Origin of the sequence: Pseudomonas sp. LS-2 (assembly GCF_003605735.1) — a bacterium.
Lineage (GTDB): Bacteria > Pseudomonadota > Gammaproteobacteria > Pseudomonadales > Pseudomonadaceae > Aquipseudomonas.
In genome coordinates this window covers 205,419-231,065 of record NZ_QXTJ01000039.1, presented here as the reverse complement: position 1 = coordinate 231,065, position 25,647 = coordinate 205,419, and the positions used below count along the sequence as shown (strand labels likewise).

21 protein-coding genes, 2 pseudogenes and 1 riboswitch are annotated in these 25,647 nt (G+C 59.6%); of the genes and pseudogenes, 15 read left to right on the top strand and 8 right to left on the bottom strand.

The window, feature by feature from the left end; all coding sequences use genetic code 11:
• Positions 1–26: 26 nt before the first annotated feature.
• Both D3M70_RS22375 and D3M70_RS22370 read left to right on the top strand, forming a co-directional pair.
• On the top strand, positions 27–983 hold the full coding sequence (locus D3M70_RS22375) for a glycosyltransferase (RefSeq protein ID WP_120127813.1): 957 nt from the start codon (positions 27–29) through the stop codon (positions 981–983).
• 246 nt (positions 984–1,229) lie between these two features.
• Positions 1,230–2,327, top strand: a complete 1,098-nt coding sequence (locus D3M70_RS22370; RefSeq protein ID WP_120127812.1) for a glycosyltransferase — start codon at positions 1,230–1,232, stop codon at positions 2,325–2,327.
• 14 nt (positions 2,328–2,341) lie between these two features.
• Here D3M70_RS22370 and D3M70_RS22365 read toward each other — a convergent pair whose 3' ends face one another.
• On the bottom strand, positions 2,342–2,947 hold the full coding sequence (locus D3M70_RS22365) for a toluene tolerance protein (protein WP_120127811.1): 606 nt from the start codon (positions 2,945–2,947) through the stop codon (positions 2,342–2,344).
• A gap of 111 nt (positions 2,948–3,058) precedes the next feature.
• Here D3M70_RS22365 and D3M70_RS33990 point away from each other — a divergent pair.
• The 3 genes and pseudogenes from D3M70_RS33990 to hldE all read left to right on the top strand — a co-directional run.
• Positions 3,059–3,985 (top strand): annotated as a pseudogene (locus D3M70_RS33990) (O-antigen ligase family protein); the annotation flags it as partial.
• 264 nt (positions 3,986–4,249) lie between these two features.
• A complete protein-coding gene (gene msbA / locus D3M70_RS33565; protein WP_256659977.1) occupies positions 4,250–6,058 on the top strand; it encodes a lipid A export permease/ATP-binding protein MsbA in 1,809 nt (602 codons plus the stop codon).
• A 226-nt stretch (positions 6,059–6,284) separates the two neighbouring features.
• Positions 6,285–7,706, top strand: coding sequence for a bifunctional D-glycero-beta-D-manno-heptose-7-phosphate kinase/D-glycero-beta-D-manno-heptose 1-phosphate adenylyltransferase HldE (gene hldE / locus D3M70_RS22355; RefSeq protein ID WP_120127809.1), 1,422 nt, complete (start codon positions 6,285–6,287; stop codon positions 7,704–7,706).
• Positions 7,707–7,788: 82 nt separating this feature from the next.
• Here hldE and D3M70_RS22350 read toward each other — a convergent pair whose 3' ends face one another.
• From D3M70_RS22350 to D3M70_RS22335, 5 genes and pseudogenes are all read right to left on the bottom strand, one after another.
• The gene (locus D3M70_RS22350) at positions 7,789–8,760 is read right to left on the bottom strand and encodes a metal ABC transporter ATPase (protein ID WP_120127808.1); all 972 of its coding nucleotides are present in this window, start codon (positions 8,758–8,760) and stop codon (positions 7,789–7,791) included.
• Positions 8,761–8,796: 36 nt separating this feature from the next.
• Positions 8,797–9,336, bottom strand: a pseudogene (locus D3M70_RS22345) (aldo/keto reductase); the annotation flags it as partial.
• Position 9,337: 1 nt separating this feature from the next.
• The coding region (locus D3M70_RS33560) for an aldo/keto reductase (RefSeq protein WP_256659976.1) at positions 9,338–9,561 on the bottom strand (224 nt) is incomplete at its 3' end.
• Positions 9,558–10,733, bottom strand: a complete 1,176-nt coding sequence (locus D3M70_RS22340; RefSeq protein WP_120127806.1) for an FAD-binding oxidoreductase — start codon at positions 10,731–10,733, stop codon at positions 9,558–9,560. The genes D3M70_RS22340 and D3M70_RS33560, both read right to left, overlap by 4 nt.
• Before the next feature lie 52 nt (positions 10,734–10,785).
• Entirely contained in the window at positions 10,786–11,118 is a 333-nt protein-coding gene (locus D3M70_RS22335) for a multidrug efflux SMR transporter (RefSeq protein WP_081563833.1), read from the bottom strand.
• 93 nt (positions 11,119–11,211) lie between these two features.
• Here D3M70_RS22335 and D3M70_RS22330 point away from each other — a divergent pair, with 93 nt between their 5' ends.
• On the top strand, positions 11,212–12,096 hold the full coding sequence (locus D3M70_RS22330; protein WP_120127805.1) for a LysR family transcriptional regulator: 885 nt from the start codon (positions 11,212–11,214) through the stop codon (positions 12,094–12,096).
• Positions 12,097–12,110: 14 nt separating this feature from the next.
• The gene (gene waaA, locus D3M70_RS22325) at positions 12,111–13,391 is read left to right on the top strand and encodes a lipid IV(A) 3-deoxy-D-manno-octulosonic acid transferase (protein ID WP_120127804.1); all 1,281 of its coding nucleotides are present in this window, start codon (positions 12,111–12,113) and stop codon (positions 13,389–13,391) included.
• Positions 13,392–13,603: 212 nt separating this feature from the next.
• Here the strand turns inward: waaA and D3M70_RS22320 are convergent, their stop codons facing one another.
• Complete coding sequence (locus D3M70_RS22320; protein WP_120127803.1) at positions 13,604–15,043, bottom strand: TolC family outer membrane protein; 1,440 nt, start codon at positions 15,041–15,043, stop codon at positions 13,604–13,606.
• A 179-nt stretch (positions 15,044–15,222) separates the two neighbouring features.
• A riboswitch (TPP riboswitch) is annotated at positions 15,223–15,327 on the top strand.
• Between the two features lie 168 nt (positions 15,328–15,495).
• Here D3M70_RS22320 and thiC point away from each other — a divergent pair.
• Positions 15,496–17,382, top strand: coding sequence for a phosphomethylpyrimidine synthase ThiC (gene thiC, locus D3M70_RS22315; protein WP_120127802.1), 1,887 nt, complete (start codon positions 15,496–15,498; stop codon positions 17,380–17,382).
• 173 nt (positions 17,383–17,555) lie between these two features.
• On the top strand, positions 17,556–18,845 hold the full coding sequence (gene cytX / locus D3M70_RS22310) for a putative hydroxymethylpyrimidine transporter CytX (protein ID WP_120127801.1): 1,290 nt from the start codon (positions 17,556–17,558) through the stop codon (positions 18,843–18,845).
• Here cytX and D3M70_RS22305 read toward each other — a convergent pair.
• Positions 18,814–19,560 carry an RsiV family protein gene (locus D3M70_RS22305; RefSeq protein WP_120127800.1) on the bottom strand — a complete coding sequence of 249 codons (747 nt, stop codon included), beginning with the start codon at positions 19,558–19,560 and terminating at the stop codon, positions 18,814–18,816. The genes cytX and D3M70_RS22305 overlap by 32 nt on opposite strands.
• Positions 19,561–19,782: 222 nt before the next feature.
• Here D3M70_RS22305 and D3M70_RS22300 point away from each other — a divergent pair, with 222 nt between their 5' ends.
• The 6 genes from D3M70_RS22300 (at position 19,783) to D3M70_RS22275 (ending at position 25,638) form a co-directional block, all read left to right on the top strand.
• A complete protein-coding gene (locus tag D3M70_RS22300; RefSeq protein WP_120127799.1) occupies positions 19,783–20,400 on the top strand; it encodes an NUDIX domain-containing protein in 618 nt (205 codons plus the stop codon).
• Positions 20,391–20,843 (top strand): DUF1249 domain-containing protein, encoded by a 453-nt coding sequence (locus D3M70_RS22295; RefSeq protein ID WP_081563841.1) that lies wholly within the window; start codon positions 20,391–20,393, stop codon positions 20,841–20,843. The genes D3M70_RS22300 and D3M70_RS22295 overlap by 10 nt, the downstream gene beginning before the upstream one ends.
• Positions 20,844–21,098: 255 nt before the next feature.
• Positions 21,099–21,908 (top strand): 3',5'-cyclic-AMP phosphodiesterase, encoded by an 810-nt coding sequence (gene cpdA, locus D3M70_RS22290; RefSeq protein WP_120127798.1) that lies wholly within the window; start codon positions 21,099–21,101, stop codon positions 21,906–21,908.
• 192 nt (positions 21,909–22,100) lie between these two features.
• Positions 22,101–22,667 (top strand): YqiA/YcfP family alpha/beta fold hydrolase, encoded by a 567-nt coding sequence (locus D3M70_RS22285; protein WP_256659975.1) that lies wholly within the window; start codon positions 22,101–22,103, stop codon positions 22,665–22,667.
• A gap of 89 nt (positions 22,668–22,756) precedes the next feature.
• Complete coding sequence (parE, locus tag D3M70_RS22280) at positions 22,757–24,661, top strand: DNA topoisomerase IV subunit B (RefSeq protein WP_120127796.1); 1,905 nt, start codon at positions 22,757–22,759, stop codon at positions 24,659–24,661.
• Positions 24,658–25,638 carry an esterase-like activity of phytase family protein gene (locus D3M70_RS22275; protein ID WP_120127795.1) on the top strand — a complete coding sequence of 327 codons (981 nt, stop codon included), beginning with the start codon at positions 24,658–24,660 and terminating at the stop codon, positions 25,636–25,638. Before parE ends, D3M70_RS22275 begins: the two co-directional genes overlap by 4 nt.
• Positions 25,639–25,647: the final 9 nt, after the last annotated feature.

Genomic DNA, 25,647 nt, shown 5'->3' with positions numbered 1-25,647 from the left:
CAGTGATCTGGTTTAAAAGGAAGCCCATGAAGGTTCTATTTCTGGTCCAGAAAGAGCAGCGCGCCATTCTGGACCGTCTGTATGAAGGCGTTGCCGAGAACTGCGAGTGTGACCTGCGCTGGCTCAGCTCGGACGAGCAACGCAACCTGCGTCGGTATTTCCGTCAGCATGTCGACGTGACGCAATACGACCGAATTTTGTTCTTCCTGCGTTTCAAGCAAGAAATCCGTCAGGCAGGCTTCATCCGCACCGTCCCCAATCTGGTGATTCTCGAACACGACGCCTACCAGAATTACATTCCCTGCAAATACACCGGCAAGTTCAGCGCCCACTATCGCAAGCTGCCGTGGGTTCGCGTGATCAGCTCTGGATTCGTGGTCAGCGAGCGGCTGCGCGAGGAGGGCTTCGATGCGGTCTTCGTGCCCAAGGGGTATGACCAGACGTTGCTGAGCGATCAGGGCCGCGAGCGGGATATCGAGCTGGCTTTCGTCGGCAGCACCAACAGCGTGGCCTACAGCGGTCGCAAGGCGTTGCTCGATGAGCTGGCGCAGGTAGAGCCCCTGATCGTGACCCGGACCAAGTCTGGAGACGAGTATTGCGCCACCCTGAACCGTATTCGTTTTTTCGTCAGCGCCGATGTCGGCATGGGCGAATTCATGATCAAGAATTTTGAAGCCATGGCATGCGGATGTGCACTGTTTGCCTATGATCAAGGTGAGGCGGAAAATCGCGCCTTGGGCCTGCAGGACATGCACAACGTGGTCTTTTACAGCGATATTGCGCAGTTACGGAAAAAACTCGCAATCTTGCGTAACGATCCCGAATGGGCAGCGCGTATTGCAGTCAATGGGCGCGATCTGGCAGTGTCGCAGTTCGGCTTCGGTGCTATCGGCGCAAGGATCGTGCGCGAGCTGGAGCCGACGTTGCGTCAGCAGGCGCCGTTGGGCTGGATCGAAAAAGTGCGGGCGGCCTTGGGGATTTGACTGGCTTGATCCAAAAGGCAAAAAAGGTCTTTTCTTTTGTCACACAACAATGAATGGCTGCATTGGCGTCGTGCTGATGTCGTGCTGAATGAAAGCTTCAGATTCGCTGCTTTCTGCTGATGGAGTCTCGCGCATGAGAGTTGTGGATCTGGATTACGCTGCTCTCCCGGGGGGCGCATTGGTTTTACGATTGATTGATTGTTTCTGCAGGGATGCGGTGATCTTCCCGTCAATGCGTGGCGCAAAATGAGCCTCGTAAACGTGATGTGGTCCAGTGGCGCGCCGTTTTCTTCGGTGCACAAGGTACACAACCAGATCGTCTCGCAAGTCGACTCCGACGTGGAAATCAAAACCTGGTTTCTCAAGGGGAAACAGGACGGCGTTGCCGCAGATTTTGGCACTATTCGCGAATGGGGATTCTCGTCCCATCAATTGAAGGCCAGACATCTGTGGCGGCTGCTCATGCCTGTGCTGCGTACACGGCTCAGGAAGGCATTGATCGAAAGCGGTGCTCAAGTAGTGCTGCTCGACGGTCTGGGAGCTTCCAGAGTGTTACTGCCTGTCCTGAGAAGCTTGCCGCATATCCGGGTCGTCGTCATTTTTCATGGCGCGACACGCATGAGCCTTCAACAGAAAGCCTTGTTCAGGGACTTTCCGAAGCAGCGGCTGACGTTGGCCGCAGTTTCAATGACCCTCGCTTCGTCACTCAACCAATCTCTCGGTCTGCCGGTTCAGGCTCTGCGCAGCGCTCTGGATCCGGCCCTGTTCTGCCTGGAATTGCGAGAGCGTGATCAGGCCCGGCGTTTGATGGATCTCCCCGACAATAGTGCTCGAGTCCTGGGGGCTGTTGGGCGCCTGGTCGCCGACAAGGGGTTTGATTATCTGCTCGACGCCTTCTCTCAGGCGCTTGCCCGGTATCCGGACGTCAAACTGGTGATCGTCGGTGAAGGACCTGATCGTCAATCCCTGGAGCGCAAGATCGAGCAATTGAATTTGAAGGGCAAAGTCTTTCTTCCCGGCCACAAACCGGGTCTGGCGAAGTTGTATCGAGGGTTTGACTGGATTGCCATTCCTTCGCGTGAGGAGGGGCTGGGCCTTGTCCTGCAGGAGGCGGTAATCGCTGGCGTCCCGGTGTTGGCAAGCGACATAGAAGTGTTCCGCGAGCAACTTGGCGAGGCAGGACACTACGTGCCGGTGGCTGATGTTTCAGCCTGGGCCGCCGCTATTGAGCACTTTGCGGGGCAGGACGGCGCGAGCATTTCGGCTTCTCAATACCGTGCATTGGCTCCAGAACAAGTGTGGCAGCGATTCTGTAGCGATTCGCGAGCGTTGCTCAAGCCTTAGCGTGCAAGCGCGGCTCAGTTGTTCACTAGCGCCTTTTCCAGATCCCCCAACGGAAATTCGTCATTGAGGTTTTCCCGCTGGATGTAGCGTGCGAAGTGTTGGATATTGCGTTTTTTCAGATTCTCCGAAAGCGGAGCCTTGAAGAAGCGCATGTCGGCAACATCGATCAGGCCCAGGGTGTTTTCGGGAGTGACCACGATATTGCCAAGATGCAAAGAACGGAAATAGACCCCTGAACGATGCAGCTCGCGGATCAATCCGATCAGTGCGGGCAGAGACTGTGTCCAGCTGAAACCCGGCTTTTGCGCCAGCTGGCGCAGGGTCTGACCAGGAAGCGGTTGGTATAGCACGGCTGTCATGCCGGGCTGTTCAAGTGTGTAGAAATTCACGACCTTCAGGGTGGGCACGCCCAGTTGCTGGAGGCGATTGGCGTTGTCGATGAAGCGTTTTGAGTAGGGACGCAACAGTGCCGACGAAAACCAGCGTTTGCGTCTGAAGAGTTTAAGGATATTGCCGTCCTGCAACCTGTACACTTTCGCGCCATAGCTGTCGGCCTCCAATACGTTGGCATCGACAATCATTTGTTTTAAAGCGGCTTCAGAAAGCCTAAAGCATTGCATCAGTGGAAAGCCTTGTGGGTGAGTTGCGGGCCGTTTGAAGGGTAATGATGCCCAAAAGCGCACGCTTTAACCATTACCGGGCGGCCTGGTCGAATATTTTAAGGAGAAACGATGCATTCAAATCGCTGGTGTCAAGCCTTGCTGTCCTGTGGTTTTCTCTGGTTTGTACTGGCTGTCGCATTCGCTCCTGCCAATAAAGTCTACCAGCAGGGGCTGGTCGCTCTGCTCTGGTTGCCTGCCATCGCAATGGGGTGGTCAGCGCGCAGTTATGTAAGAGAGTTCTGGCGAACCCAGCGGTTGTTGTGCGTGCTGCTATTGCTTCTCGCAGGCTGGGCGACGATCAGTTTGTCCTGGAGTCATGCCGAAGATCTGGACCGCGAATTCAAGCGATTGCTCTATATAGCCGTGTTCATTCTTTTTTTTCCGATTCTGGGAGGGGCTCGCCCTGAGTTGGTCCTGAGGCTACTGAAGTGGTCTGGCGCCGGAATGGCAATCGCTGCCGGCGTTTCCATCGTCAAGTTCTACGGTCTGGAACACCACCCGTTGCTGACAAGGGCCGAAGGCATCGGTGAACTGAGCCATCCCATCCTTGGCGCTTACGTCATAGGGGTGGCCGCCATCTGGACATTGATGTTACCGCCTCAACGGCGAGAGATGCGGATCCTGTGGGGGATCGGGCTGCTTTGGTCTGCAGCGTTTGTCGTGATGTCACAGAGTCGTGGCGCCGTCCTGGCTCTGGTGCTGAGCTTGACCGTGCTGCCGTTGTGGTGGCGAGACCGCCGCGCCTGGTGGGTGTCGGGCGCGACCATCGTGGGGGCCATGATCGGGTTCTGGCTGATGGAATCGTTGATGTTGGCGCGGGGCTCCTCCTATCGCCCTGAGATCTTCGCCGCGGTGGTGAAGATGATCAGCCAGCATCCGTGGGCAGGTCTGGGCCTGGGAAGCGACTACAAGGTGGTGATTGCCGACGGGATGCGATTCGATCACTCGCACAATCTCTTCACCCACGTGGCCATCGAACTCGGTTTGCCAGGGATGCTTTTGTGGGCAGCTATCTGGCTTACAGTGTTATGGGAATCCTGGCGTGCCCGGGAGACGGCGCTGGGCCGCTGCATGATGGGCATATGGGTGTTTTCAACGTTCGCAATGCAGTTCGACGCCGCCAGCCTGACGGGGTCGCCGAGGGCCGAATGGTTCATCAGTTGGTTGCCCATCGGATTGACCAGCGTCCTGGTATGGGCGCGGGGCATGGGCCACGGCTGTGATAAAATCCCGCGTTCAATTCAACCAGCGAGCTTTACGATGAGTAACGCGCCGTCCGATAACGGACAAAGCTCCAGCATGAAAATCTACTTCCGACTGCTGAATTACGTAAAACCTTACGTAGGCATCTTTTTGCTCAGCATCATCGGTTTCGTGATCTTCGCCTCGACCCAGCCGATGCTGGCAGGCATTCTCAAATATTTCGTCGATGGACTGACCAACCCTGAAGCGGCGCTGTTTCCTGACGTGCCCTACCTCAAGGATCTGCAACTGTTGCAGGCCGTACCCTTGCTGATCGTGCTGATTGCGGCATGGCAGGGGCTGGGGTCTTATCTGGGTAACTATTTCCTGGCCAAGGTCTCGCTGGGCCTGGTGCATGACTTGCGTGTCGAGCTTTTCAACAAGTTGCTGGTCCTGCCAAACCGTTATTTCGATACACACAACTCCGGGCATCTGATTTCGCGTATCACCTTCAACGTGACCATGGTCACCGGTGCGGCGACCGATGCGATCAAGGTGGTGATTCGTGAAGGCCTGACCATCGTTTTCCTGTTCTTCTATCTGGTATGGATGAACTGGAAACTGACCATCGTGATGCTCGCCATCCTGCCGCTGATCGCTTTCATGGTGGGAAGCTCGAGCAAGAAATTCCGTAAACAGAGCAAGAAAATCCAGGTGGCGATGGGCGATGTAACGCACGTCGCCTCGGAAACCATTCAGGGCTATCGCGTCGTGCGCAGCTTCGGCGGCGAAAAGTACGAAGAAGAGCGTTTCGCCAAGGCCAGTACCAGCAACACCGACAAACAGCTGCGCATGACCAAGACCGGCGCCATCTATACGCCGATGCTGCAACTGGTGATCTACACCGCCATGGCCGTGCTGATGTTTCTTGTGCTGTGGCTCCGGGGAGATGCTACGGCGGGCGATCTGGTGGCGTACATCACTGCCGCCGGTTTGCTGCCCAAGCCCATTCGTCAATTGTCGGAAGTCAGCTCGACCATCCAGAAAGGTGTGGCGGGTGCTGAAAGTATCTTCGAACAGTTGGATGTCGAGCCCGAAGTCGACACCGGTACCGTCGAGCTGGAGCGGGTCAACGGGCATCTTGAAGTCCGCAACCTGAGCTTCACGTACCCGGAAACCGAGCGTCAGGTGCTGCACGACATCAATTTCTCGGCAGCTCCGGGGCAGATGATCGCACTGGTGGGGCGTTCCGGTAGCGGCAAGTCGACGCTGGCCAACCTGATTCCCCGTTTCTATCACCACACCTCCGGGCAGATCCTGCTCGATGGCGTGGAGATCGAAGACTATCGCCTGCGCAACCTGCGCAGACACGTCGCTCAGGTGAACCAGAACGTGACCCTGTTCAACGACAGCGTTGCCAACAACATTGCTTACGGCGATCTGGCCGGTGCGCCACGGGCGGATATCGAAGCAGCGGCAGCCGACGCTTACGCCAAGGAATTCATCGATCAGTTGCCTGAGGGTTTCGATACTCAGGTGGGTGAAAACGGTGTCCTGTTGTCCGGTGGTCAGCGCCAGCGTCTGGCGATAGCCCGGGCGTTGCTGAAGAACGCGCCGTTGCTGATTCTCGATGAAGCGACGTCGGCACTGGATACCGAGTCCGAGCGGCACATTCAGGCAGCGCTGGATCACGTCATGAAAGGGCGTACCACACTGGTGATTGCGCACCGTCTGTCGACCATCGAGCGCGCAGACCTGATTCTTGTCATGGATCAGGGACGTATCGTTGAGCGCGGCACGCATGCCGAGTTGTTGGCTCTGAACGGCTATTACGCCCGCCTCCACGCGATGGGGCTGGATGAGCCTGCGCCGGTCGGAGCTGTTTAACGCGGCGCCCCAGCATCTGGTGCTGCGGTGGTGGAAGCCGGCTTGCTGGCGAATGCAGTTTGTTCAGTCGACAGTGTTATCGCTGACAAACCACTTTCGCCAGCAAGCCAGCTCCCGCAGGCTTTGATATTGCTGCCGCCACAGCGACTTTTCCCCAAGGCCTCAAGCCTTCGCAAACCCTGTGCTAAGATTCCGCCCCTGTTCATTCTTAGTTACGGGTTGTTCGATGAAGTTGTCCATGCCGCGTTTCGATCAGGCACCAGTTCTGGTAGTGGGCGATGTCATGCTCGACCGCTACTGGCATGGCGGTACCTCCAGGATTTCGCCCGAGGCTCCGGTGCCGGTGGTCAAGGTCGATCAGATCGAAGATCGTCCGGGCGGCGCTGCCAACGTGGCCCTGAACATCGCCGCGCTGGGCGCCAAGGCTTCGCTGGTCGGTGTGACCGGAGAAGACGAGGCCGCCGACAGTCTGAGTAACAGCCTCAAGGCCGCCAAAGTGACGGCACGCTTTCAGCGTATTGCGCATCAGCCCACCATCGTCAAGCTGCGCGTCATGAGTCGTCATCAGCAATTGCTGCGCATCGATTTCGAAGAGCCCTTCGCCACCGATGCGCAGGCTTTGAGCGAAGAAGTCGAGTCGCTGCTCGATGGTGTCAAGGTATTGGTTCTGTCCGATTACGGCAAAGGCGCCCTGAAGAACCATCAGGTGCTGATCAAGGCTGCGCGTGATCGCGGCATTCCGGTTCTGGCGGACCCTAAGGGCAAAGACTTCGCGATCTATCGCGGCGCTACTGTCATTACGCCGAACCTCAGCGAATTTGAAGCCATCGTTGGCCATTGTGCCGATGAGGCCGAACTCGTTGCCAAAGGCGCGAAGCTGATGGCTGACCTCGAACTGGGCGCTTTGCTGGTCACTCGTGGGGAGCACGGCATGACCTTGCTGCGCCCCGATCAGCATGCGCTGCATCTGCCGGCCCGGGCCCGTGAGGTGTTCGACGTGACCGGCGCTGGCGATACCGTCATTTCTACACTGGCCGCCGCCATTGCGGCAGGCGAAGAGTTGCCGCACGCGGTGGCGCTGGCAAACCTGGCAGCGGGTATCGTCGTGGGTAAACTGGGTACTGCGGCGATCAGCGCCCCGGAACTGCGCCGAGCCATCCAGCGAGCCGAAGGCTCCGAGCGCGGCGTCTTGACCCTCGATCAACTGCTGCTGGCAATCGATGACGCCCGGGCGCACAACGAGAAGATCGTATTCACCAACGGCTGCTTCGACATTCTGCATGCTGGCCATGTCACCTACCTCGAACAGGCTCGTGCGCAGGGCGATCGTCTAATCGTTGCTGTGAACGACGACGCTTCGGTCAGCCGACTCAAAGGGCCGGGCCGCCCGATCAACAGCGTTGATCGACGCATGGCCGTTCTCGCGGGTCTGGGCGCCGTGGACTGGGTGATCAGCTTCCCGGAAGGCACGCCGGAAAATCTGCTGACTCACGTCAAGCCGGATGTGCTGGTAAAGGGCGGTGACTACAGCGTCGATCAAGTGGTCGGTGCACCCATCGTCCAGGCGTATGGTGGTGAAGTGCGGGTGCTGGGGCTGGTGGAAAACAGCTCGACCACCGCCATTGTCGAGAAGATTCGCGGGCAGTGATAGTCTTTCACTCGTTTGATCGGCAGTGAACACTCTGTAGCAGCCCGGCCGGACTGCTATAGGGACGCCATGTCCCTGTAAGTCAGGTCTTGTGCAAGGTCTTGCGCGCCATGCGCAGCAGTTGCTTGGCGCCCACTTTCAACCGTCGTTTGATTCCGGTTTTCGGCGCCTTCGGCGGTGTCATCCCCTGCTGCAGCAGCCAGTCCTTCCAGCGAATTCGTTCATCGCGCACGACCCAGCCTTCCTGCGCCGCAAAACTTTCTGCCAGATAAAGCCCTCGCGTACTCGCAGGCGACAGCTTGTCGTTCTTGAGGGTGTACAGCTCTGGTAGCGGCGAGCCGTTTTCCAACGGCATCAGGTACAGATCCGGTTTACTGCGGTTGAGGCGGGCGACCAATTGATCGTTCTCAAGACTTTCGTCGACGTGAAACAGGCTCAGTGGGCGCGCTTCCTTGGGCACGTCCAGACGCATGTCGTAGATCAGTTGCAGCGACGCAGTCGGAAGATGGACATAAGCACGCGGGCGCTCGATCAGGGTCATGCTGCCGCAGCGCACGGGACGGGCCGCGCCGGAGAGCGGACTCAGGCGGAACGGCATGGCCTCGCGGTAGTGCAGGGCCGCAGCGTAGGGTGCCGGGAGCCAAGTGTCGTTGAAACGCCCGCCGAGCCAGCCCTGTGGTGTTTCGATCAGGCATTCCTCGGCCACTTCCTGAATCGCCGTGTGCAGAGGCAGGTTCAGTTCATGGGCCGGGACGTAGCCGGATATCAGTTTCAGCACAACGTCGCCACGATCCTGCCGACGCTGGCGCACCAGCACCCAATAATCGCGGTTCTGCCAGTTGAGTGTCAGCCGTACTGACACCCCGAGGTTGGCAAGCTCCGTGGAAAAACGCTCACTGTTCTCCACTTCGATCTTGCGACGACGGGACAGGGTCTGGGAAAAATTCAGCGGCATCCCGACGCTCTGGTAACTCAGGCTTTCGGGAGTGGCTTCGACGAACAGCGGCAGGGTTTTGAAGTTGCTGGGGTTTTTCCGAATCAGGGTTCGCGGCATATCGGCTCCTTCTTGCGTTGGGGTCGGCCGCCCACATCAGGTGTGATGGCGGATCACTTTGGCGGCAGTCGCCACGTTATGGGCCAGATGTAACGGATTGATGGTGCCGACGATAGCACCGGTGACACCGGGATGTGCAAACAGCAGCTCGAAACTGGCCTGCACTGGATCGACACCGGGACTGCGGCATACGTGCCCGCTGGCCAAGGCTTTTTTGATCAGAATCCCTTTGCCGTGAGCAGCAGCGTAGTCGAGGACCGGTTTTTCGCCTTGTTCGTTCAGGTTGTACGTCACCATGGCGCAGTCACCTTCCTGCAGCGCCAGCAGCCCACCCTCGACGGTTTTGCCCGAGAAGCCGAAGCCACGAATCTTGCCTTCGCGCTTAAGGTCAGCCAGCGCCTGGTACACACCGCATTCATTGAGCACATGCAGGTCATTGCCGTCGGAATGCACCAGCACCAGATCGATGAAGTCCGTTTCCAGACGTTTCAGGCTGCGCTCCACTGACATCCGGGTGTGCGTGGCGCTGAAGTCGTGGCTCGACTGTCCTGATTCGAATTCTTCGCCAACCTTGCTNCGCTCTTCACTGCGACCGTAGGCAGGGGCCGTGTCGATCAGATTGATGCCCAGGTCCCGGGCCTGTTTCAACAACATTTGGGCTTCGTTATCGTCCGGGATGGTGAAGCCGTTGGGGTACTTCACGCCTTGGTCGCGACCCAGCTTGACCGTCCCCAATCCGATGGGAGAAACCTCGATGCCGAGGTTGCCCAGCGGCCGATGCAAATCGTGCAGGGTTTTCATGGCAGCAGTACGTCCCACACGGGTTTGGCCAGCGGAGGCTTGGGCAGGTCTTTGTAGGGCAGTTGCGGGATCGGATGGATGTCATCCCGTGACAGCGAGGCCAATACGCGATCAGCGAAATCCGGCGCCAGCGCCAGCTTGGTCGGCCAGCCCACCATCAGGCGACCCTGAACGTCGAGAAAGGCGTTGTCCGGACGAACGAGCCCGGTCTGCTGAGGTTCTGCGCGGTCGACTCGCAAGGTGGCGAACTGAGCCTGGCTGAGGTCGACCCAAGGCAGCAGATGAGAGAGCTCTTTTTTCGCCGCATCGATTTGCTCAGCCGGGTTGCGAGCGACGCCTTCGGCTTCTGAAATATCGCCGCCCAGATACCAGACCCACTCGCCATTGGCCGCCGGATGCGTGGTGACCGTAATGCGCGGCTTTGGCCCGCCGCCCAAGCAATGCGCATAAAGCGGTTTGAGTGTCGGGCCTTTGACCATGACCATGTGCAGCGGGCGGCGCTGCATGGCCGGCTGGCTGACGTTCAGCGTCTTGAGCAGATCGGCAGTCCCGCCGCCCGCGCTCAGAACCACGCGCTGTGCATGAATGTCGCGGCCGTCGACCCGCAGGCCGACCAGTTCGCCCTCATGCAGCAGCGGCTCGATCGTGTCCCCCGCCAGCAGACTGTCCCCCGCAAGTTCGGCGAGTTTTTCTATGAGGCTGGGAACGTCGATCACCAGTTCGGCCAAGCGATAGACCTTGCCCTTGAAGCGCGGGTCTTGCAATGCGGGTGGCAGGTCGGAGCCCTTGACCTGGTCGACACGACCGCGCACGGCCTTGCTGGCGAAGAAGCTGGTGAGATTGCCGGCGATGGTGCCGGGCGACCAGAGATAGTGGGCTTCGGAAAGCAGGCGCACACCGGACAGGTTCAGTTCGCCCTTGCCAGCCAGTGCCTCGCGCCAGCGACGAGGCATGTCGGCGATGGCCTCCGACGCGCCGGACAGCGCACCATGTAGCGCGTATTTGGCGCCGCCGTGAATGATGCCTTGCGATTTGACCGTCTGCCCGCCGCCGAGACTGGCGCTTTCTACCACGACTGTCGAAAAACCCTGCCGACGCAGGCGCGCGTTGAGCCAAAGACCGGCAACGCCTGCGCCGACAATCAGAACGTCAGTGGATATGGCAGATGGCATGAGCACCTCAAATGGCGAAACGAATGCGGCCATTATAGGGGAACACGGTTTATTAATGCCCCGCGGTTTTCGAGAACAGCTGAATCACCACGACCCCCGCGACGATCAGCCCCATGCCGGCGATGGCGGGCATGTCCAGTTTTTGACCGTAGATGAACAACGCGGCCACGCTGACCATGACGATTCCCATTCCCGCCCAGACCGCGTAGGCCACGCCCACTGGAATGGTGCGCACTACCAGGGTCAGCATCCAGAACGCCACTGCATAACCGACGATTACCAGCAATAGGGGCAGGGGCGTGCTCAGTCCTTTGACGGCTTTCATGGAAACGGTGCCGATGACCTCAGCGCAGATCGCAATCGCGAGCAGGTAGTAGGCAGACATGGCGTAACTCCTTTCTTCAATGCTCGCCATTCTAGTGATGAGTCAGATGGGGTAAAGTCATTACCCATCTATTTGATAGATAGGTTGGGCACCATGCAGTGGAATCTGGAGCAGATTCGCCTGTTCGTCAGCATTGCTGAGCAGCGCTCGTTCTCTGCGGTTGCGCGGGATCTGAAGCGGGCGCAATCGGCAGTTAGCAGTGCGATCGCGATGCTGGAAGCCGATCTGGGGGTCAGCCTGTTCGATCGCAGCAGCGGTCGTCAGCCACGTCTGACTGAAGCGGGGAGCGCGTTGCTGGAAGAGGCGCGGGAACTGCTTCGGCAATGCGATCGACTCGACGGTCGAGCACTGGCCTTGATGCGCGGCCAGGAAGCGCGCTTGCGTCTGGCTCATGACGAAGCCATGCCGTATCAACCGGTACTCGACAGTCTGGAGGCGCTGGATGAGCGTTTTCCCGGTGTCGAAGTGCAACTGGCAAGCGGCGCTCAAGGAGACGTGGCGCGCAAGCTATTGGAGCGACGCGCCGACCTCGGCTTACTCTTTCATCACGAACAGATGCCTGAGGCGCTTGAGCGTCGAGTGCTCGGCAGTGTGGAAATGGTCACGGTCTGCGCGGTCAACCATCCGCTGGCGAACGAGCCCTTGATCAGCCGTCAGCAGTTGGCGCGGCATCGACAATTGCTCATCGCGCCCCAGCAAAGCGGCTATCCCGGCGGTGAGCAGTTGAGCCCTCAGGTCTGGCGCGCCGACAGTTTCTACGTGATGGCCGAACTGCTGATGCGTGGTCTTGGCTGGGCGTGGTTGCCGCGCCATGTGGTGCAGTATCCCGCCTATCAAAACCAGATGATCGAACTGAGCAGCGAATGGACGCCGCCGGCATTGGTGGTCGAAATGGTCTGGCGTCGCGACGAACCGCTCGGGCCTGCCGCCCGCTGGCTCGCTGAATGTTTCACCCATCATTTGAAGGCCATTGGCTGATAAACTCCGCGCCCATGAATAGAACCCTCTACAGCTTCCTGTTTCACCTTGGTTTACCCCTGATCGCGCTGCGCCTGTGGCTTCGCGCCCGCAAGGCGCCTGCGTATGCGCAACGTATCGGCGAGCGCTTCGCCCGCGACCTGCCACCGATGCAACGCGGGGGCATCTGGGTTCATGCGGTCTCTGTCGGCGAAAGCATCGCTGCCGCCCCAATGATTCGTGCCTTGCTGACGCGTTACCCTCAGTTGCCGATCACTATCACCTGCATGACGCCAACAGGCTCCGAGCGCATTCAGTCGATGTTCGCCAACGAGCCTCGCGTCCAGCATTGCTACCTGCCCTACGACTTTGGCTGGGCGGCCGGGCGTTTTCTCGATCACATTCAGCCGAAAATCGGCGTGATCATGGAAACCGAGTTGTGGCCCAATCACATCCACCAGTGCGCCAAACGTGGCATCCCGACGGTGCTTGCTAACGCGCGTCTGTCGGAGCGTTCAGCGCGAGGGTACGCACGATTCGCCAAACTGACGCGGCCGATGCTGGCCGAGATGAGCCTGATTGCCGTACAGACTGAAACCGAAGCCCAGCGCTTTCGGGATTTGGGCGCACGACCGGAGTGCGTGACGGTAACTGGCTCGATCAAATTCGACCTGACCATTGACCCGCAACTGCTTGAGCGTGCCGCCGCGCAACGCGAAGAGTGGCAAGCCGTGCAGCGTCCTGTCTGGATCGCCGCCAGTACTCATGCCGGTGAAGACGACGTGGTGTTGTCGGCGCATCGCTCGTTGCTGGCGAACCATCCTGACGCGCTGCTGATTCTCGTGCCGCGCCATCCAGAGCGCTTCAACAGCGTCTTCGAGTTGAGCCAGCAGCAGGGATTCAACAGCGTCCGTCGTTCCACAGCCCAACCCGTCACTGGACAGACTTCGGTACTGGTCGGTGACACCATGGGCGAACTGTTGTTTCTCTACGCCTTGGCCGACATCGCATTCGTCGGCGGCAGCCTGGTCCCCAACGGCGGACACAATCTTCTGGAGCCTGCGGCGCTGGACAAGCCAGTACTGAGTGGCCCACATCTGTTCAACTTTCTCGAAATCGCCGCGATGCTGCGCAATGCCGGGGCGCTGGAAGAGGTGAGCGATGCGGCGGAATTGGCGGCTGCTGTTCAGCGATTGATCGAACAGCCTGGCACTGCGAAGACGATGGCAGACGCGGGATTGGCGGTGATGCTGGCCAATCAGGGCGCATTGCAGAAATTGCTGGATGGGATCGGGCGGTTGTTGTCCATCCGCTGAGCAGCTTTGGATTCTGGCCGAAGGCCGTGGGAGCTTGGCTTGCCAGCGATCTGCTGCGCAGCGGCAGCAAACCTTGTGTTTATGCTGCACCTGGAACAATCAAGGTGGTCTGGTTTTGCTGCCGGTCCCCGGCAGATCGCGAGCAAGCTGCGCTCCTACGCCCTTCGGGCAGAAGCGAGATTGCGTCGCTTTTCTTAAGCTGGCGGGAGGTTTTACCGCTCCGAGGGCCGCTCGAAATTCTTCGCCGCTTCCTTCGCCAGGTCCGGCGGGAGGAAGTCTTTATCCGGGTTGTAGTCGGCTTTCAGATAACGCGACAGGTCCTGCAAATCCCCCGGACTCAAAGTGCCTGCAGCCTGTTTGAGGCGCAGGTTATCGAGGATGTAGTCGTAGCGAGTGTTGTTGTAATCACGCACCGACGCAAACAGTTGGCGCTGCGCGTCGAGCACGTCGACGATGTTGCGCGTCCCCACCTGATAACCGATTTCCGTGGCTTCCAGTGCGCTCTGGTTCGAGATGATCGACTGTTTGCGCGCCTGGACCTGTTCAACGTCGGTATTGACTGCGCGATGCAGGTTTCGGGTGTTTTCCACGACCTGACGACGCAAGCCCTCGCGCTGCTGCTCGTTCTGATTGAGGCGGGCGTAGGCTTCGCGCACTTGCGAGCTGGTCAACCCGCCGCTGTAGATCGGAATGTTGACCTGCAGACCGATGGTGCGTTGCTCGACGCTGCCGTGGAAGCTCTGGCCGGTGTAATTGGGGTTCGTGAAACCCAGAGGATCGTTGTCGCCTTTCTCGTACTGAGCGATAGCGTCGACGGTCGGAGCATGCCCGGCCTTGCGCTGGCGCAGGGTTTCTTCTGCGGCGCTGACGGCGTAGTTGCTGGCCAGTAGATTCAGGTTTTGCTGCGACGCTGTGTCCACCCAGGACTTGGCGTCATTCGGCGACGGCGCAAGCACTGGCAGCGTGTGTACGATGCCCTCGATGGAGTTGTATTCACGGTTGGTCAGGGTCATCAGCGCCTGAAACGCGTCGTCCACCTGACGCTTGGCAACGATCCGCGCCGCGCGAGCCGTGTCGTAGCTGGCCTGCGCCTGCAGCACGTCGGTCTTGTCCGAAAGCCCTACGTCGAAACGCTCATTGGCCTGATCCAGCTGGCGCTTGAAGGCGGCTTCTTCAGCCTTGGTGGAGGCCAGATTGTCCTGAGCGCGGAGTACCGAAAAATAGTCCTCGGCACTTTGCAGAATCAGGTTTTGCTCGGTGGCCGAAAGTTGCAGGATGGCCTGCTCGTTGACGTCCTTGGCCGCCTTGAGCTGGAACCAGCGGTCGGCTCGAAAGATAGGCTGACTCAAGGTAGCGCGATATACGGTCCCGCTGCGATTGAGCACTGCCGAAGGCTCATCGATCTTGGTCCGCGTGCTGTTCACATCGGCGCCGCCGGAGATATTGGGCAGCAAGCCGGCGCGGGCCTGAGGCACGATTTCTTTCTGCGCGTCATAACTGGCCCGAGCGGCGGCCAGATCGGCGTTATTGTTCACCGCTTCCTGGTATACGCTCACCAGACCGGTCTTGGTCGGCATAGGCAAGTCCGCTGCCCCGGCCATTGCATTTGAAGCACACGACACGGCAATGGCCAGTGAAAGTTTGCGCAGCATAGACATTCCCTAGTAATTGAAACTGTGAAATCGGAGGCGCCGATTCTTGTTGAGACCATAAGGCGCCACGTAGCGAGTGTAGTTCCAGAAGATTGTCGCAACAATCAGGTGAATCAGCCATTTAACGAGCGTTTGAATTCCGCGCTTGGCGTTTGGCCTGCCCGGCGACTAGACTGGCGTCGTTCTTGTCGGGGTGCCTTGATATGAGGCTGAGATCGGATAATCCGGATCCCGTTGAACCTGATCAGGTTAACGCCTGCGTAGGGAACAAGATTTCTCGTCTCCCGGCGAGTCCTCTTGAGTGTCGTCCGGGGTCGTCTTCGTTCAAATTCTGAACAGTCCTCGCCTTTCGATTCTCAGCATCCGTGTCAATCAGGGTGCATCCGTCCGTTCGAATCAGGCTCACGCTCCGACAATTCATTCGCCGCTGGATGATGTCTGGAGAGCCCGTGATGAGTACAAATCTAAAAAACGCCAATCTGAGTGAGTCAGCCCAGGTCGATTCGGGGTCGGTTCAGCCGTTCACCCGCTCGCAAAAAATCTACGTTCAGGGCTCGCGTCCGGACATCCGTGTGCCGATGCGCGAAATCAGCCTGGACGTCACTCCCACGGACTTCGGAGGCGAGATCAATGCACCGGTTTGCGTGTACGACACCTCGGGTCCCTACACCGACCCCAACGTCATTATCGACGTGCGCAAAGGCCTGGGCGATGTGCGTTCGGCGTGGATCGAATCCCGTGGCGACACCGAACGACTGGATGGCCTGAGCTCCGATTTTGGCCAGCAGCGCCTGGCCGATGCCGAGCTGACCAAACTGCGTTTCGCCCATGTGCGCAATCCGCGTCGGGCGAAGGCTAGTGCCAACGTCAGCCAGATGCACTATGCGCGTCAGGGCATCATCACCGCCGAGATGGAATACGTCGCCATCCGAGAAAACATGAAACTGCAAGAGGCTCGCGCCGCGGGCCTGTTGAAGCAGCAACACGCCGGTCACAGCTTCGGCGCGAGCATCCCCAAGGAAATCACCCCCGAGTTCGTGCGCGAAGAAATCGCCCGTGGCCGAGCGATCATTCCGGCCAACATCAACCACGTCGAGCTGGAGCCGATGATCATCGGCCGCAACTTTCTGGTGAAGATCAACGGCAATATCGGTAACAGCGCGCTGGGCTCGTCCATCGAAGAAGAAGTGGCGAAACTGACCTGGGGTATTCGCTGGGGGTCGGACACCGTGATGGATCTGTCCACCGGCAAACACATTCATGAAACCCGCGAGTGGATCATTCGCAACTCCCCAGTACCGATTGGCACGGTGCCGATTTATCAGGCGCTGGAAAAAGTCGGCGGTGTGGCCGAAGACCTGACCTGGGAGTTGTTCCGCGACACGCTCATCGAGCAGGCGGAGCAGGGTGTCGACTACTTCACCATCCACGCCGGGGTGCTGCTGCGCTATGTGCCGCTGACCGCCAAACGCGTCACCGGGATCGTCAGCCGTGGCGGTTCGATCATGGCCAAGTGGTGCCTGGCGCATCACAAGGAAAACTTCCTCTACACCCACTTCGACGAAATCTGCGAAATCATGAAGGCCTACGACGTCAGCTTCTCGCTGGGCGATGGCTTGCGTCCGGGCTCGATTGCCGACGCCAACGACGAAGCGCAGTTTGGCGAACTGGAAACCCTCGGTGAGCTGACCAAGATCGCTTGGAAACACGACGTGCAGTGCATGATCGAAGGCCCCGGCCACGTGCCGATGCAACTGATCAAAGAGAACATGGACAAGCAGTTGGAGTGCTGCGACGAGGCGCCGTTCTACACCCTGGGCCCGCTGACCACCGACATCGCACCGGGCTACGACCACATCACCTCGGGCATTGGCGCCGCCATGATCGGTTGGTTCGGTTGCGCCATGCTTTGCTACGTGACGCCAAAGGAACACTTGGGCCTGCCGAACAAGGATGACGTGAAGACCGGGATCATTACTTACAAGATCGCCGCTCACGCAGCTGACTTGGCGAAAGGGCATCCGGGCGCGCAGATTCGCGATAACGCCTTGAGCAAAGCGCGGTTCGAGTTCCGTTGGGAAGACCAGTTCAACCTCGGCCTGGACCCGGACACCGCGCGTTCCTATCACGATGAAACCCTGCCGAAAGACTCGGCCAAGGTCGCGCATTTTTGCTCCATGTGCGGGCCGAAATTCTGCTCGATGAAGATCACCCAGGAAGTGCGTGAGTACGCGGCGAATCAGAAGATCGAGGCGGTGGATTTATCGGTGGGCGAAGGCATGCGCGAGCAGGCTGAGCGGTTCAAGCAGGAAGGCAGTCAGCTGTACAAAAAGGTTTGATCCGTATGGCCTGACATGATCGTTTCCACGCTCCGCGTGGTAACGCCTTGGGTGACGCTCCGCGTCACAAGCGACGCGGAGCGTCCGGGCACGCATTCCCACGCAGAGCGTGGGAACGATCATCTAGGGCATGGCGTGCAAACAACTAACAAACGTTCCTCTGAGATCACCCTGTGAACACACCCGGCACCTACTCACCCGATCTCCCCGTCCCCGCCGCCAAGCGGGTATTCGGTGGACGCGATCTGTTTTCCCTTTGGTTCTCCCTCGGCATCGGCCTGATGGTCTTGCAAACCGGCGCTCTGCTGGCGCCCGGTCTTGGCATGTCTGGCTCGATGCTCGCCATCTTTCTCGGCACACTGGTGGGCGTTCTGCTGCTCGCGGCCGTCGGCGTGATCGGCAGCGACACCGGCCTGTCATCCATGGCCGCGCTTAAACTCAGTCTGGGCAGCAATGGCGCTGCCGTGCCCGCGATCCTCAACTTGCTGCAACTGGTTGGCTGGGGCTCGTTTGAAATCATCGTCATGCGCGATGCCGCCAGTCTGCTTGGCGCAGGTGCTTTCTCCGAATCCAGCCTATGGGCCAACCCGCTGCTCTGGACGCTGATTTTCGGCGCACTCGCCACATTGCTTGCCGTCAGCGGCCCGCTCACATTCGTAAGGCAGATTCTGCGCAAGTGGGGCATCTGGCTGTTGCTGGCAGCGTGCGTCTGGTTGACCTGGAACCTGTTCGCCAAAGCCGATCTGTCTGCCTTATGGGCCCGGGCCGGAGATGGCTCGCTGCCGTTCGCCGTCGGTTTCGACATCGCGATTGCCATGCCGCTGTCGTGGTTGCCACTGATCGCCGACTACTCGCGCTTCGGCAAGCGTGCGACCGGCGTCTTCGGGGGCACCGTGGTGGGCTTCTTCATCGGTAACTTCTGGCTGATGACCCTGGGCGTTGCCTACACCCTGGCGTTCGCGCCGAGTGGCGAAGCGAACGCATTGCTGCTGGCGCTGGCCGGTGCCGGAATAGGAATTCCGCTGTTGTTGATTCTGCTCGACGAGTCGGAAAACGCCTTCGCCGACATTCACTCGGCAGCGGTCTCGAGCGGCATTCTGCTGAAGGCCAAAGTTGAGCATCTGGCGCTGGTGATCGGCATCATCTGTACCTTGATCGCCTGCTTCGCGCCACTGGCCCAATACCAGAATTTTCTGCTGTTGATCGGCTCGGTATTCGCGCCGCTGTTCGGCGTGGTGCTGGTGGATCACTTCATCTTGCGTCGACGCAGTCATGGCCCGGCGATGGTAGGCCTGCGCTGGATGACATTACTCGCCTGGCTCGGCGGGATTTCCACGTACCACCTGCTGGCCAATCTGTACCCGAACGTCGGTGCAACACTGCCAGCGCTGATCGTGGCTGGCGTGTTGCAGATGCTGTTGAGTAAGGCGATCAGCTCCGGCCGGGGAACAGTTCCGGTTTGATGATGCCGTTGAGCTGCGGGTAAGGAATCTTCAGCTCGATGTGGCCCATGGCGTACGGCGCGATGGTAGTGACCGGGTATTTGAGGATCACCGCACCGTACGTCAGGGCGATGTTTGAAGTTCGCTTGAATGGCCACATCTTCTGGAACTCGGTGTCCTTGTCCAGTTTGGCGCTGATCTGCCAGGCCTGATGCGCGAGTTCGGCCTTGTCCCAGAACGCCGCTTCCTGGCCAGGCACCAGCATGTCGCTGAGCGTCAGCACGCGCTGCTGTTGACGGGAATAATTGATGAAGGCGCGGCCGGGGTTGCCGTGGGCGCCACCGGTGTCCAGGTAGCTCGACAGCTCGACAACCACGATACCGTCATGCTGCTCGCGTACCTTGGCCTGCAAATAGCTGCTGTTGCGATCCTGGGCACGGCTCAGGAATTGCTCCTGGTAATCCTTGAGCGTGGGCGGAACCGGCCCGTCGGTGTCGCTGCGGGTCAGCTGCAGGAGAGTGCGCTGAGTGATGGCGTCCAGCTTCGGCTCATCTGGAAAATGCACGGTGTCGATGTTCACCAGTGGGCAATCGTCCGAGGTGCAGCCGGGTTTGATCAGCTCGGAGGCGTCGCGCTGAACGGTCAGCGGACTGCGGTAATTGGGCTGAAAAAGGCTCTGGCAGGCGCCCAGTATCAGGGCCAGGCAGGCCATTGAAATGATCTTCAGAAACGACATGTTGATCCTTGGCGTTGGCATAAAGGGCCATCACAGGGAGGTAACGGCAACAGGCTTCGACTGCGTCAGGCGCAATCAGTTCGCCACTGGGCGGATTAGAGTGCCTTTCGCCTGCGTCGTCTACCCTGACTGCCGGATTTGCCAGTTCAAAGGGGGCTGCATCCCGCGCCACAGCACGTTAGGATGGCGCGAAGACTCAAGTGCTCTGCAGTGAGAAATTTTATGACCGATAGCTCGAAGTCGACACCCACGAAGCACGAGATTACCCAACGCGAAACCTGCTTCAAGGGTTTCTATCAACTGGACCGCCTGCACCTGCGCCATGAACTGTTCGATGGCGGCATGGGTCCGGAGATCAAGCGCGAGCTGTTCGTGCGTCACGACGCTGTGTGCGTTCTTCCCTACGACGCCAAACGCGACGAGGTGGTGCTGCTCGAGCAGTTTCGTGTCGGCGTCGTCGGCAAGCATCCCAACCCATGGCTGATCGAAATGGTCGCCGGCCTGATCGATAAAAAAGAGGAGCCTGAAGAGGTTGCTCACCGCGAAGGACAAGAGGAAGCTGGGCTTGTCTTCAGCGCCTTGTGGCCGATCACCAAATACTTTCCTTCGCCCGGTGGCAGTAACGAGTTCGTTCACTTGTACCTGGGTAAATGCGAGAGTGAAGGGGCAGGTGGGGTCCATGGTCTGGAGGAAGAGGCCGAGGACATCCGTGTGTCGGTCTGGTCGTTCGATAACGCGATGCAAGCTGTGAAAGACGGACGCATCGTCAATGCGGCAACTATCATCGCAATACAGTGGCTGGCGCTTAATCGCGCCGAAATCAGGGGGCTGTGGTCGTGAATCTTCTGCGCGAGCGCTATCGTGTTGATCTTGCCGGGCTGCAAGCAGCCTGCGAGGCCAACTACGCGCGCTTGATGCGTCTGTTACCTGACATGCGCAACGAACAACGTTCCCGGAGAGTGGCGGTCACCCAGGGCGATCAAATGCTTGGCGTGCTGGCCGTCGAGGTCGTCCAGAACTGCCCGTATACCTCTACTCTGCTAGTCCGTCAGGAACACAGCCTGCCTTGGCTGCCGGTTCCGGTGCTGGAAGTGCAGGTGTACCACGACGCACGCATGGCTGAGGTCATCGGTGCGGAACACGCTCGACGCTTCCGCGGCATCTATCCGTACCCCAACGCTGACATGCATCAGCCGGACGAAAAGGCCCAACTCAATCTGTTCCTCGGCGAATGGCTGAGCCACTGCCTTGCGTGCGGGCATGAGTTCGAGGCGGTTCGCTGACCCCGTACCTATCGCCAGGTCGATCCTGTAGCCGTCCGGCTTGCTGGCGGTGGCGCCCGTAAAATCGCTACCGCCGGCAAGCCGTGCTGCTACAAAAGCGGCCTTGAGATTTCTGCCGCCGGCAAAGCTTGACGCTACGGCGTTGCGTCTACCGGCAGGTCTTTGCACAAATGAGAACTGCAGCCCTGTTTCCGGGTTTGCCGACTCGCTTCGTAGACACCATAATCCGGCCATATCTGCTCAAGGAGATGGCCATTGCCGAGCGCATCCTTAAACTCGTCCTCCGTATTGTTGGTGCAATTGTCTGACAGTCATCTGTTCGCCGAAGCGGACGGCAAACTGTTGGGCATGACGACGCGCGACAGCCTGAATGCGGTGGTCGATCTGGTGCTGGCGGAGCAGTCGGATATCGATCTGATTCTGGCGACGGGAGATCTGTCTCAGGACGGGTCGGTGGAGTCCTATCAGGCGTTCCGCGAGTCGAGCGAACGACTCAATGCCCCCAAGCGCTGGCTGCCGGGCAATCACGACGAGTTGCACGAAATGGCGATTGCCGCCCAGCAGAGCGACTTCCTCGAGCCCGTTGTGGACGTCGGCAACTGGCGCATTACAATGCTCGACTCCGCTGTACCGGGCTCGGTCCCGGGCTATCTGGAAGACAAGCAGCTGCAACTGCTCGCTCAGGCCTTGAGCGAAGCCCCACAACGCCACCATTTGATCTGTCTGCACCACCATCCCGTTGCTATCGGCGCGGCGTGGATGGAGCCGATAGGACTGCGCAATCCCGAGGCGCTGTTTTCAGTGCTGGAGCGCTTTCCGCAGGCCAGGGCGCTGCTCTGGGGGCATGTGCACCAGGAATTCGACCAGTCCCGCCAGGGTTTGCGGTTGATGGCGTCTCCCTCGACCTGCATTCAGTTCGCGCCCGACAGCGAAGATTTCGCGCTGGACTCGCTGGCGCCCGGTTATCGCTGGCTGCGCCTGTACGACGACGGTCAGCTTGAAACCGGCGTGTCGCGCGTTGCGGCCCATCTGTTCGAGGTCGACCTCAGCGGCGCCGGGTATTGAAGGAAATGTCCTGATTTCGCAGCAAATCATCATCAAACGAGTCTTCGCGCAGTTGTCCCTGTAAACTGCGCGGCTTTGCCGCTGCGCAGGTGTTCTTGCGCAGGGGGATAACCAATCGCTGCTTCTGGAGGCCACATCGTGAACCCGGATCACTCGACCCTTCTTTATATACATGGCCTGAATAGCTCGGCGATGTCGAAGAAAGCCACGCAACTGGCTGAGCTGATGAAAGCCCTGGGGTTGAGCGAACAACTGCGCGTGCCGGAGCTGCACCATCACCCGCGTCAGGCGCTGCTCCAGCTTGAGGCTGCGATCGAGGAACTGGGCGGGCGGCCATTACTGGTCGGCAGCTCACTCGGCGGCTACTATGCGACTCACCTGGCTGAGCGTCATGGCCTCAAGGCCGTGCTGATCAACCCGGCGGTCAACCCGCACCAGCTATTCGACGGTTTTCTTGGCACTCAAGAGAATCTCTACACCGGGGAACGCTGGGAACTGACCCACGATCATGTGGCTGCGCTGGCTGAGCTCGAAGTGCCCGCGCCGCAGGATCCGCAGCGTATTCAAGTGTGGCTGCAAACCGGGGACGAGACGCTGGATTACCGGCGCGCCCAGACGTTCTACCGGGCCTGTGCCTTGCGCATCGAGGCCGGTGGCGATCACGGTTTTCAGGGCTTTGCCTCCCGACTGCCAGCTTTGCTGAGCTTTGCCGGTTTCGCGCCGGAGCTGCTCCAGGCGATCGACCTGTCGGCGCTCTGAACCAGGCGCCCGGCCGAAGCTTTTGTTGAAACAAACATGTAGAACAGTGTCACTCCGAAATTTCATGAACGACTTGATGACGAGACCCCATGGCCAATCCCAGCGCTAGCTCTTATAACGCAGACGCCATCGAAGTCCTCTCGGGCCTCGACCCGGTCCGCAAGCGGCCGGGCATGTACACCGACACCACTCGGCCGAACCACCTCGCCCAGGAAGTCATCGACAACAGCGTCGACGAAGCTCTGGCCGGTCACGCCAAGTCGGTACAGGTAATCCTTCACGCCGACAATTCCCTGGAAGTGGCCGACGACGGTCGCGGCATGCCGGTGGACATTCACCCCGAAGAGGGCGTGTCGGGCGTCGAGTTGATCCTCACCAAGCTGCATGCGGGCGGCAAGTTCTCCAACAAGAACTACCAGTTCTCCGGTGGTCTGCACGGTGTGGGGATTTCCGTGGTCAACGCGCTCTCGACCCAGGTGCGGGTGCGGGTCAAGCGCGATGGCAACGAGTACGAAATGACCTTCGCCGACGGCTTCAAGGCCACGGAACTGGCCGTTGTCGGCACCGTTGGCAAGCGAAACACCGGCACCAGCGTGTACTTTGCGCCGGACCCCAAATACTTCGACAGCCCCAAGTTTTCTGTCAGCCGCCTCAAGCATGTGCTCAAGGCCAAGGCTGTTCTGTGCCCGGGGCTGTTGGTGAGCTTCGAAGACAAGAGCACCGGCGAGAAAGTCGAGTGGCATTACGAAGACGGGCTGCGCTCGTATCTGCAGGATTCAGTCACCGACTCCCTGCGCTTGCCCGACGAGCCGTTCTGCGGTGCGTTCGCAGGTAATAAAGAGGCGGTCGACTGGGCGCTGCTGTGGCTGCCGGAAGGGGGCGACAGCGTTCAGGAAAGCTACGTCAACCTGATTCCGACAGCCCAGGGCGGCACCCATGTCAACGGTCTGCGTCAGGGCCTGCTCGATGCGATGCGCGAGTTCTGCGAGTTCCGCAACTTGCTACCGCGCGGTGTGAAGCTGGCGCCGGAAGACGTCTGGGAGCGGATCGCGTTTGTCCTGTCGATGAAGATGCAGGAGCCGCAGTTCTCCGGTCAGACCAAGGAACGACTGTCTTCTCGTGAGGCTGCGGCGTTCGTCTCCGGCGTGGTCAAGGACGCCTTCAGCCTTTGGTTGAACGCGCACCCGGAAATGGGCATGCAGTTGGCGGAACTGGCGATCAACAATGCGGGCCGTCGCCTCAAGGCAAGCAAGAAAGTCGAGCGCAAACGCATCACTCAGGGCCCGGCGCTGCCCGGCAAACTGGCGGATTGCGCGGGGCAGGATCCGATGCGCGCCGAGCTGTTCCTCGTCGAGGGCGATTCTGCCGGCGGTTCTGCCAAGCAGGCGCGGGACAAGGAGTTTCAGGCCATTCTGCCGTTGCGCGGCAAGATCCTGAACACCTGGGAAGTCGATGGCGGCGAAGTGCTCGCCAGTCAGGAGGTTCACAATATCGCGGTTGCCATCGGTGTCGATCCGGGCGCAGCCGACATGAGCCAACTGCGCTACGGCAAGATCTGCATCCTTGCCGACGCCGACTCCGACGGCCTGCACATTGCGACCTTGCTCTGCGCCTTGTTCGTCCAGCATTTCCGTCCGCTGGTCGATGCCGGTCACGTGTATGTTGCGATGCCGCCCCTGTATCGGATTGACCTGGGCAAGGAGATCTACTACGCCCTCGACGAAGCCGAGCGGGACGGGATTCTCGATCGGCTGGTGGCTGAAAAGAAGCGCGGCAAACCACAGGTCACCCGATTCAAGGGTCTGGGTGAAATGAACCCGCCGCAACTGCGCGAAACGACGATGGACCCGAACACCCGGCGTCTGGTGCAACTGACGCTCGACGATTTCGAGGCTACCTCCGAAATCATGGACATGCTGCTGGCCAAGAAACGCGCGGGCGACCGCAAGATCTGGCTGGAATCCAAGGGCAACCTGGCTGAGGTGCTGGTTTGAGGCGAGGTTGGCTGGCAGCGTTGTTGCTGACCGCCACTCCACTGTTCGCCGCGCCACTGCCGGAACTCAAGCTGCTGTCCGAACATCCGGTCGACGACATGATCGGCGGCAACCTGTCGGGCCTGGCCTGGTGCAACGGCGTACTGTGGACGGTTTCCGACCGCGACGACACGCTGCTGTACAGCCTCGATACCTCAGCGACAGTATGGAAAGCGCGGGCGCAGGTTCTGGAGATTCCACCGATTCCCGATGGCGGGCTGTCTGCGACCTTGCGTGGCATGGCCAAGGCTGCGGCGCTGATTCGTGGTGGTGATCTCGACTTCGAGGGCGTGAGCTGTGACACGGCCGGCAATCGGTATCTCGTCAGTGAGGCCTACGCCACGGTGCTTAAGGTGCCCGTCGATGGCGCGCCGGTCTGGCTCGACCTGCCGAAAAAGCTGGTGCAGGAGGCTCAGGCTGCCGGAATGCTTCAGCACTTCAATGCGATCTTTGAAGGCATCGCCGTGAGTCCTGCAGGTGACCGGCTATGGCTGGCTGCCGAACGGGAGAAGCGTGGCTTGTTGACCGCGCATCTGGGCAAGGACGGTTGGGCGTGTAATGCCAGTTGTATCCTGCGAATGGAGTCGGGCAATGATGTCTTGCCTCCGCAAGTGGGCGGCAAATCAGTTGCCAAGGACTTTTCCGATATCTCGCTTTACAAAGGCAAGCTGTTCACCCTGGAGCGCTCCGCGTACCGAATCTGCCGACGCACGCTGGAAACCGGTCAGCTCGAGACCTGCTGGTCGTTCGCCAGGGAAGCGTTGCAACCGAACCGGCTCTACGATCAGCCATATGGCCTGACCGAAGCGCTGATCGTAGACGACAAAGGTGCGTGGGTGGGAATCGACAATAACTTCGGTGCCCGCGCAGACGGCGAAAAACGGCCCGTCGTTTGGCGCTTCGCCGCGCCTGAGGGTGGCTGGAGCGCCAAGCCTTGACGCAGGCGC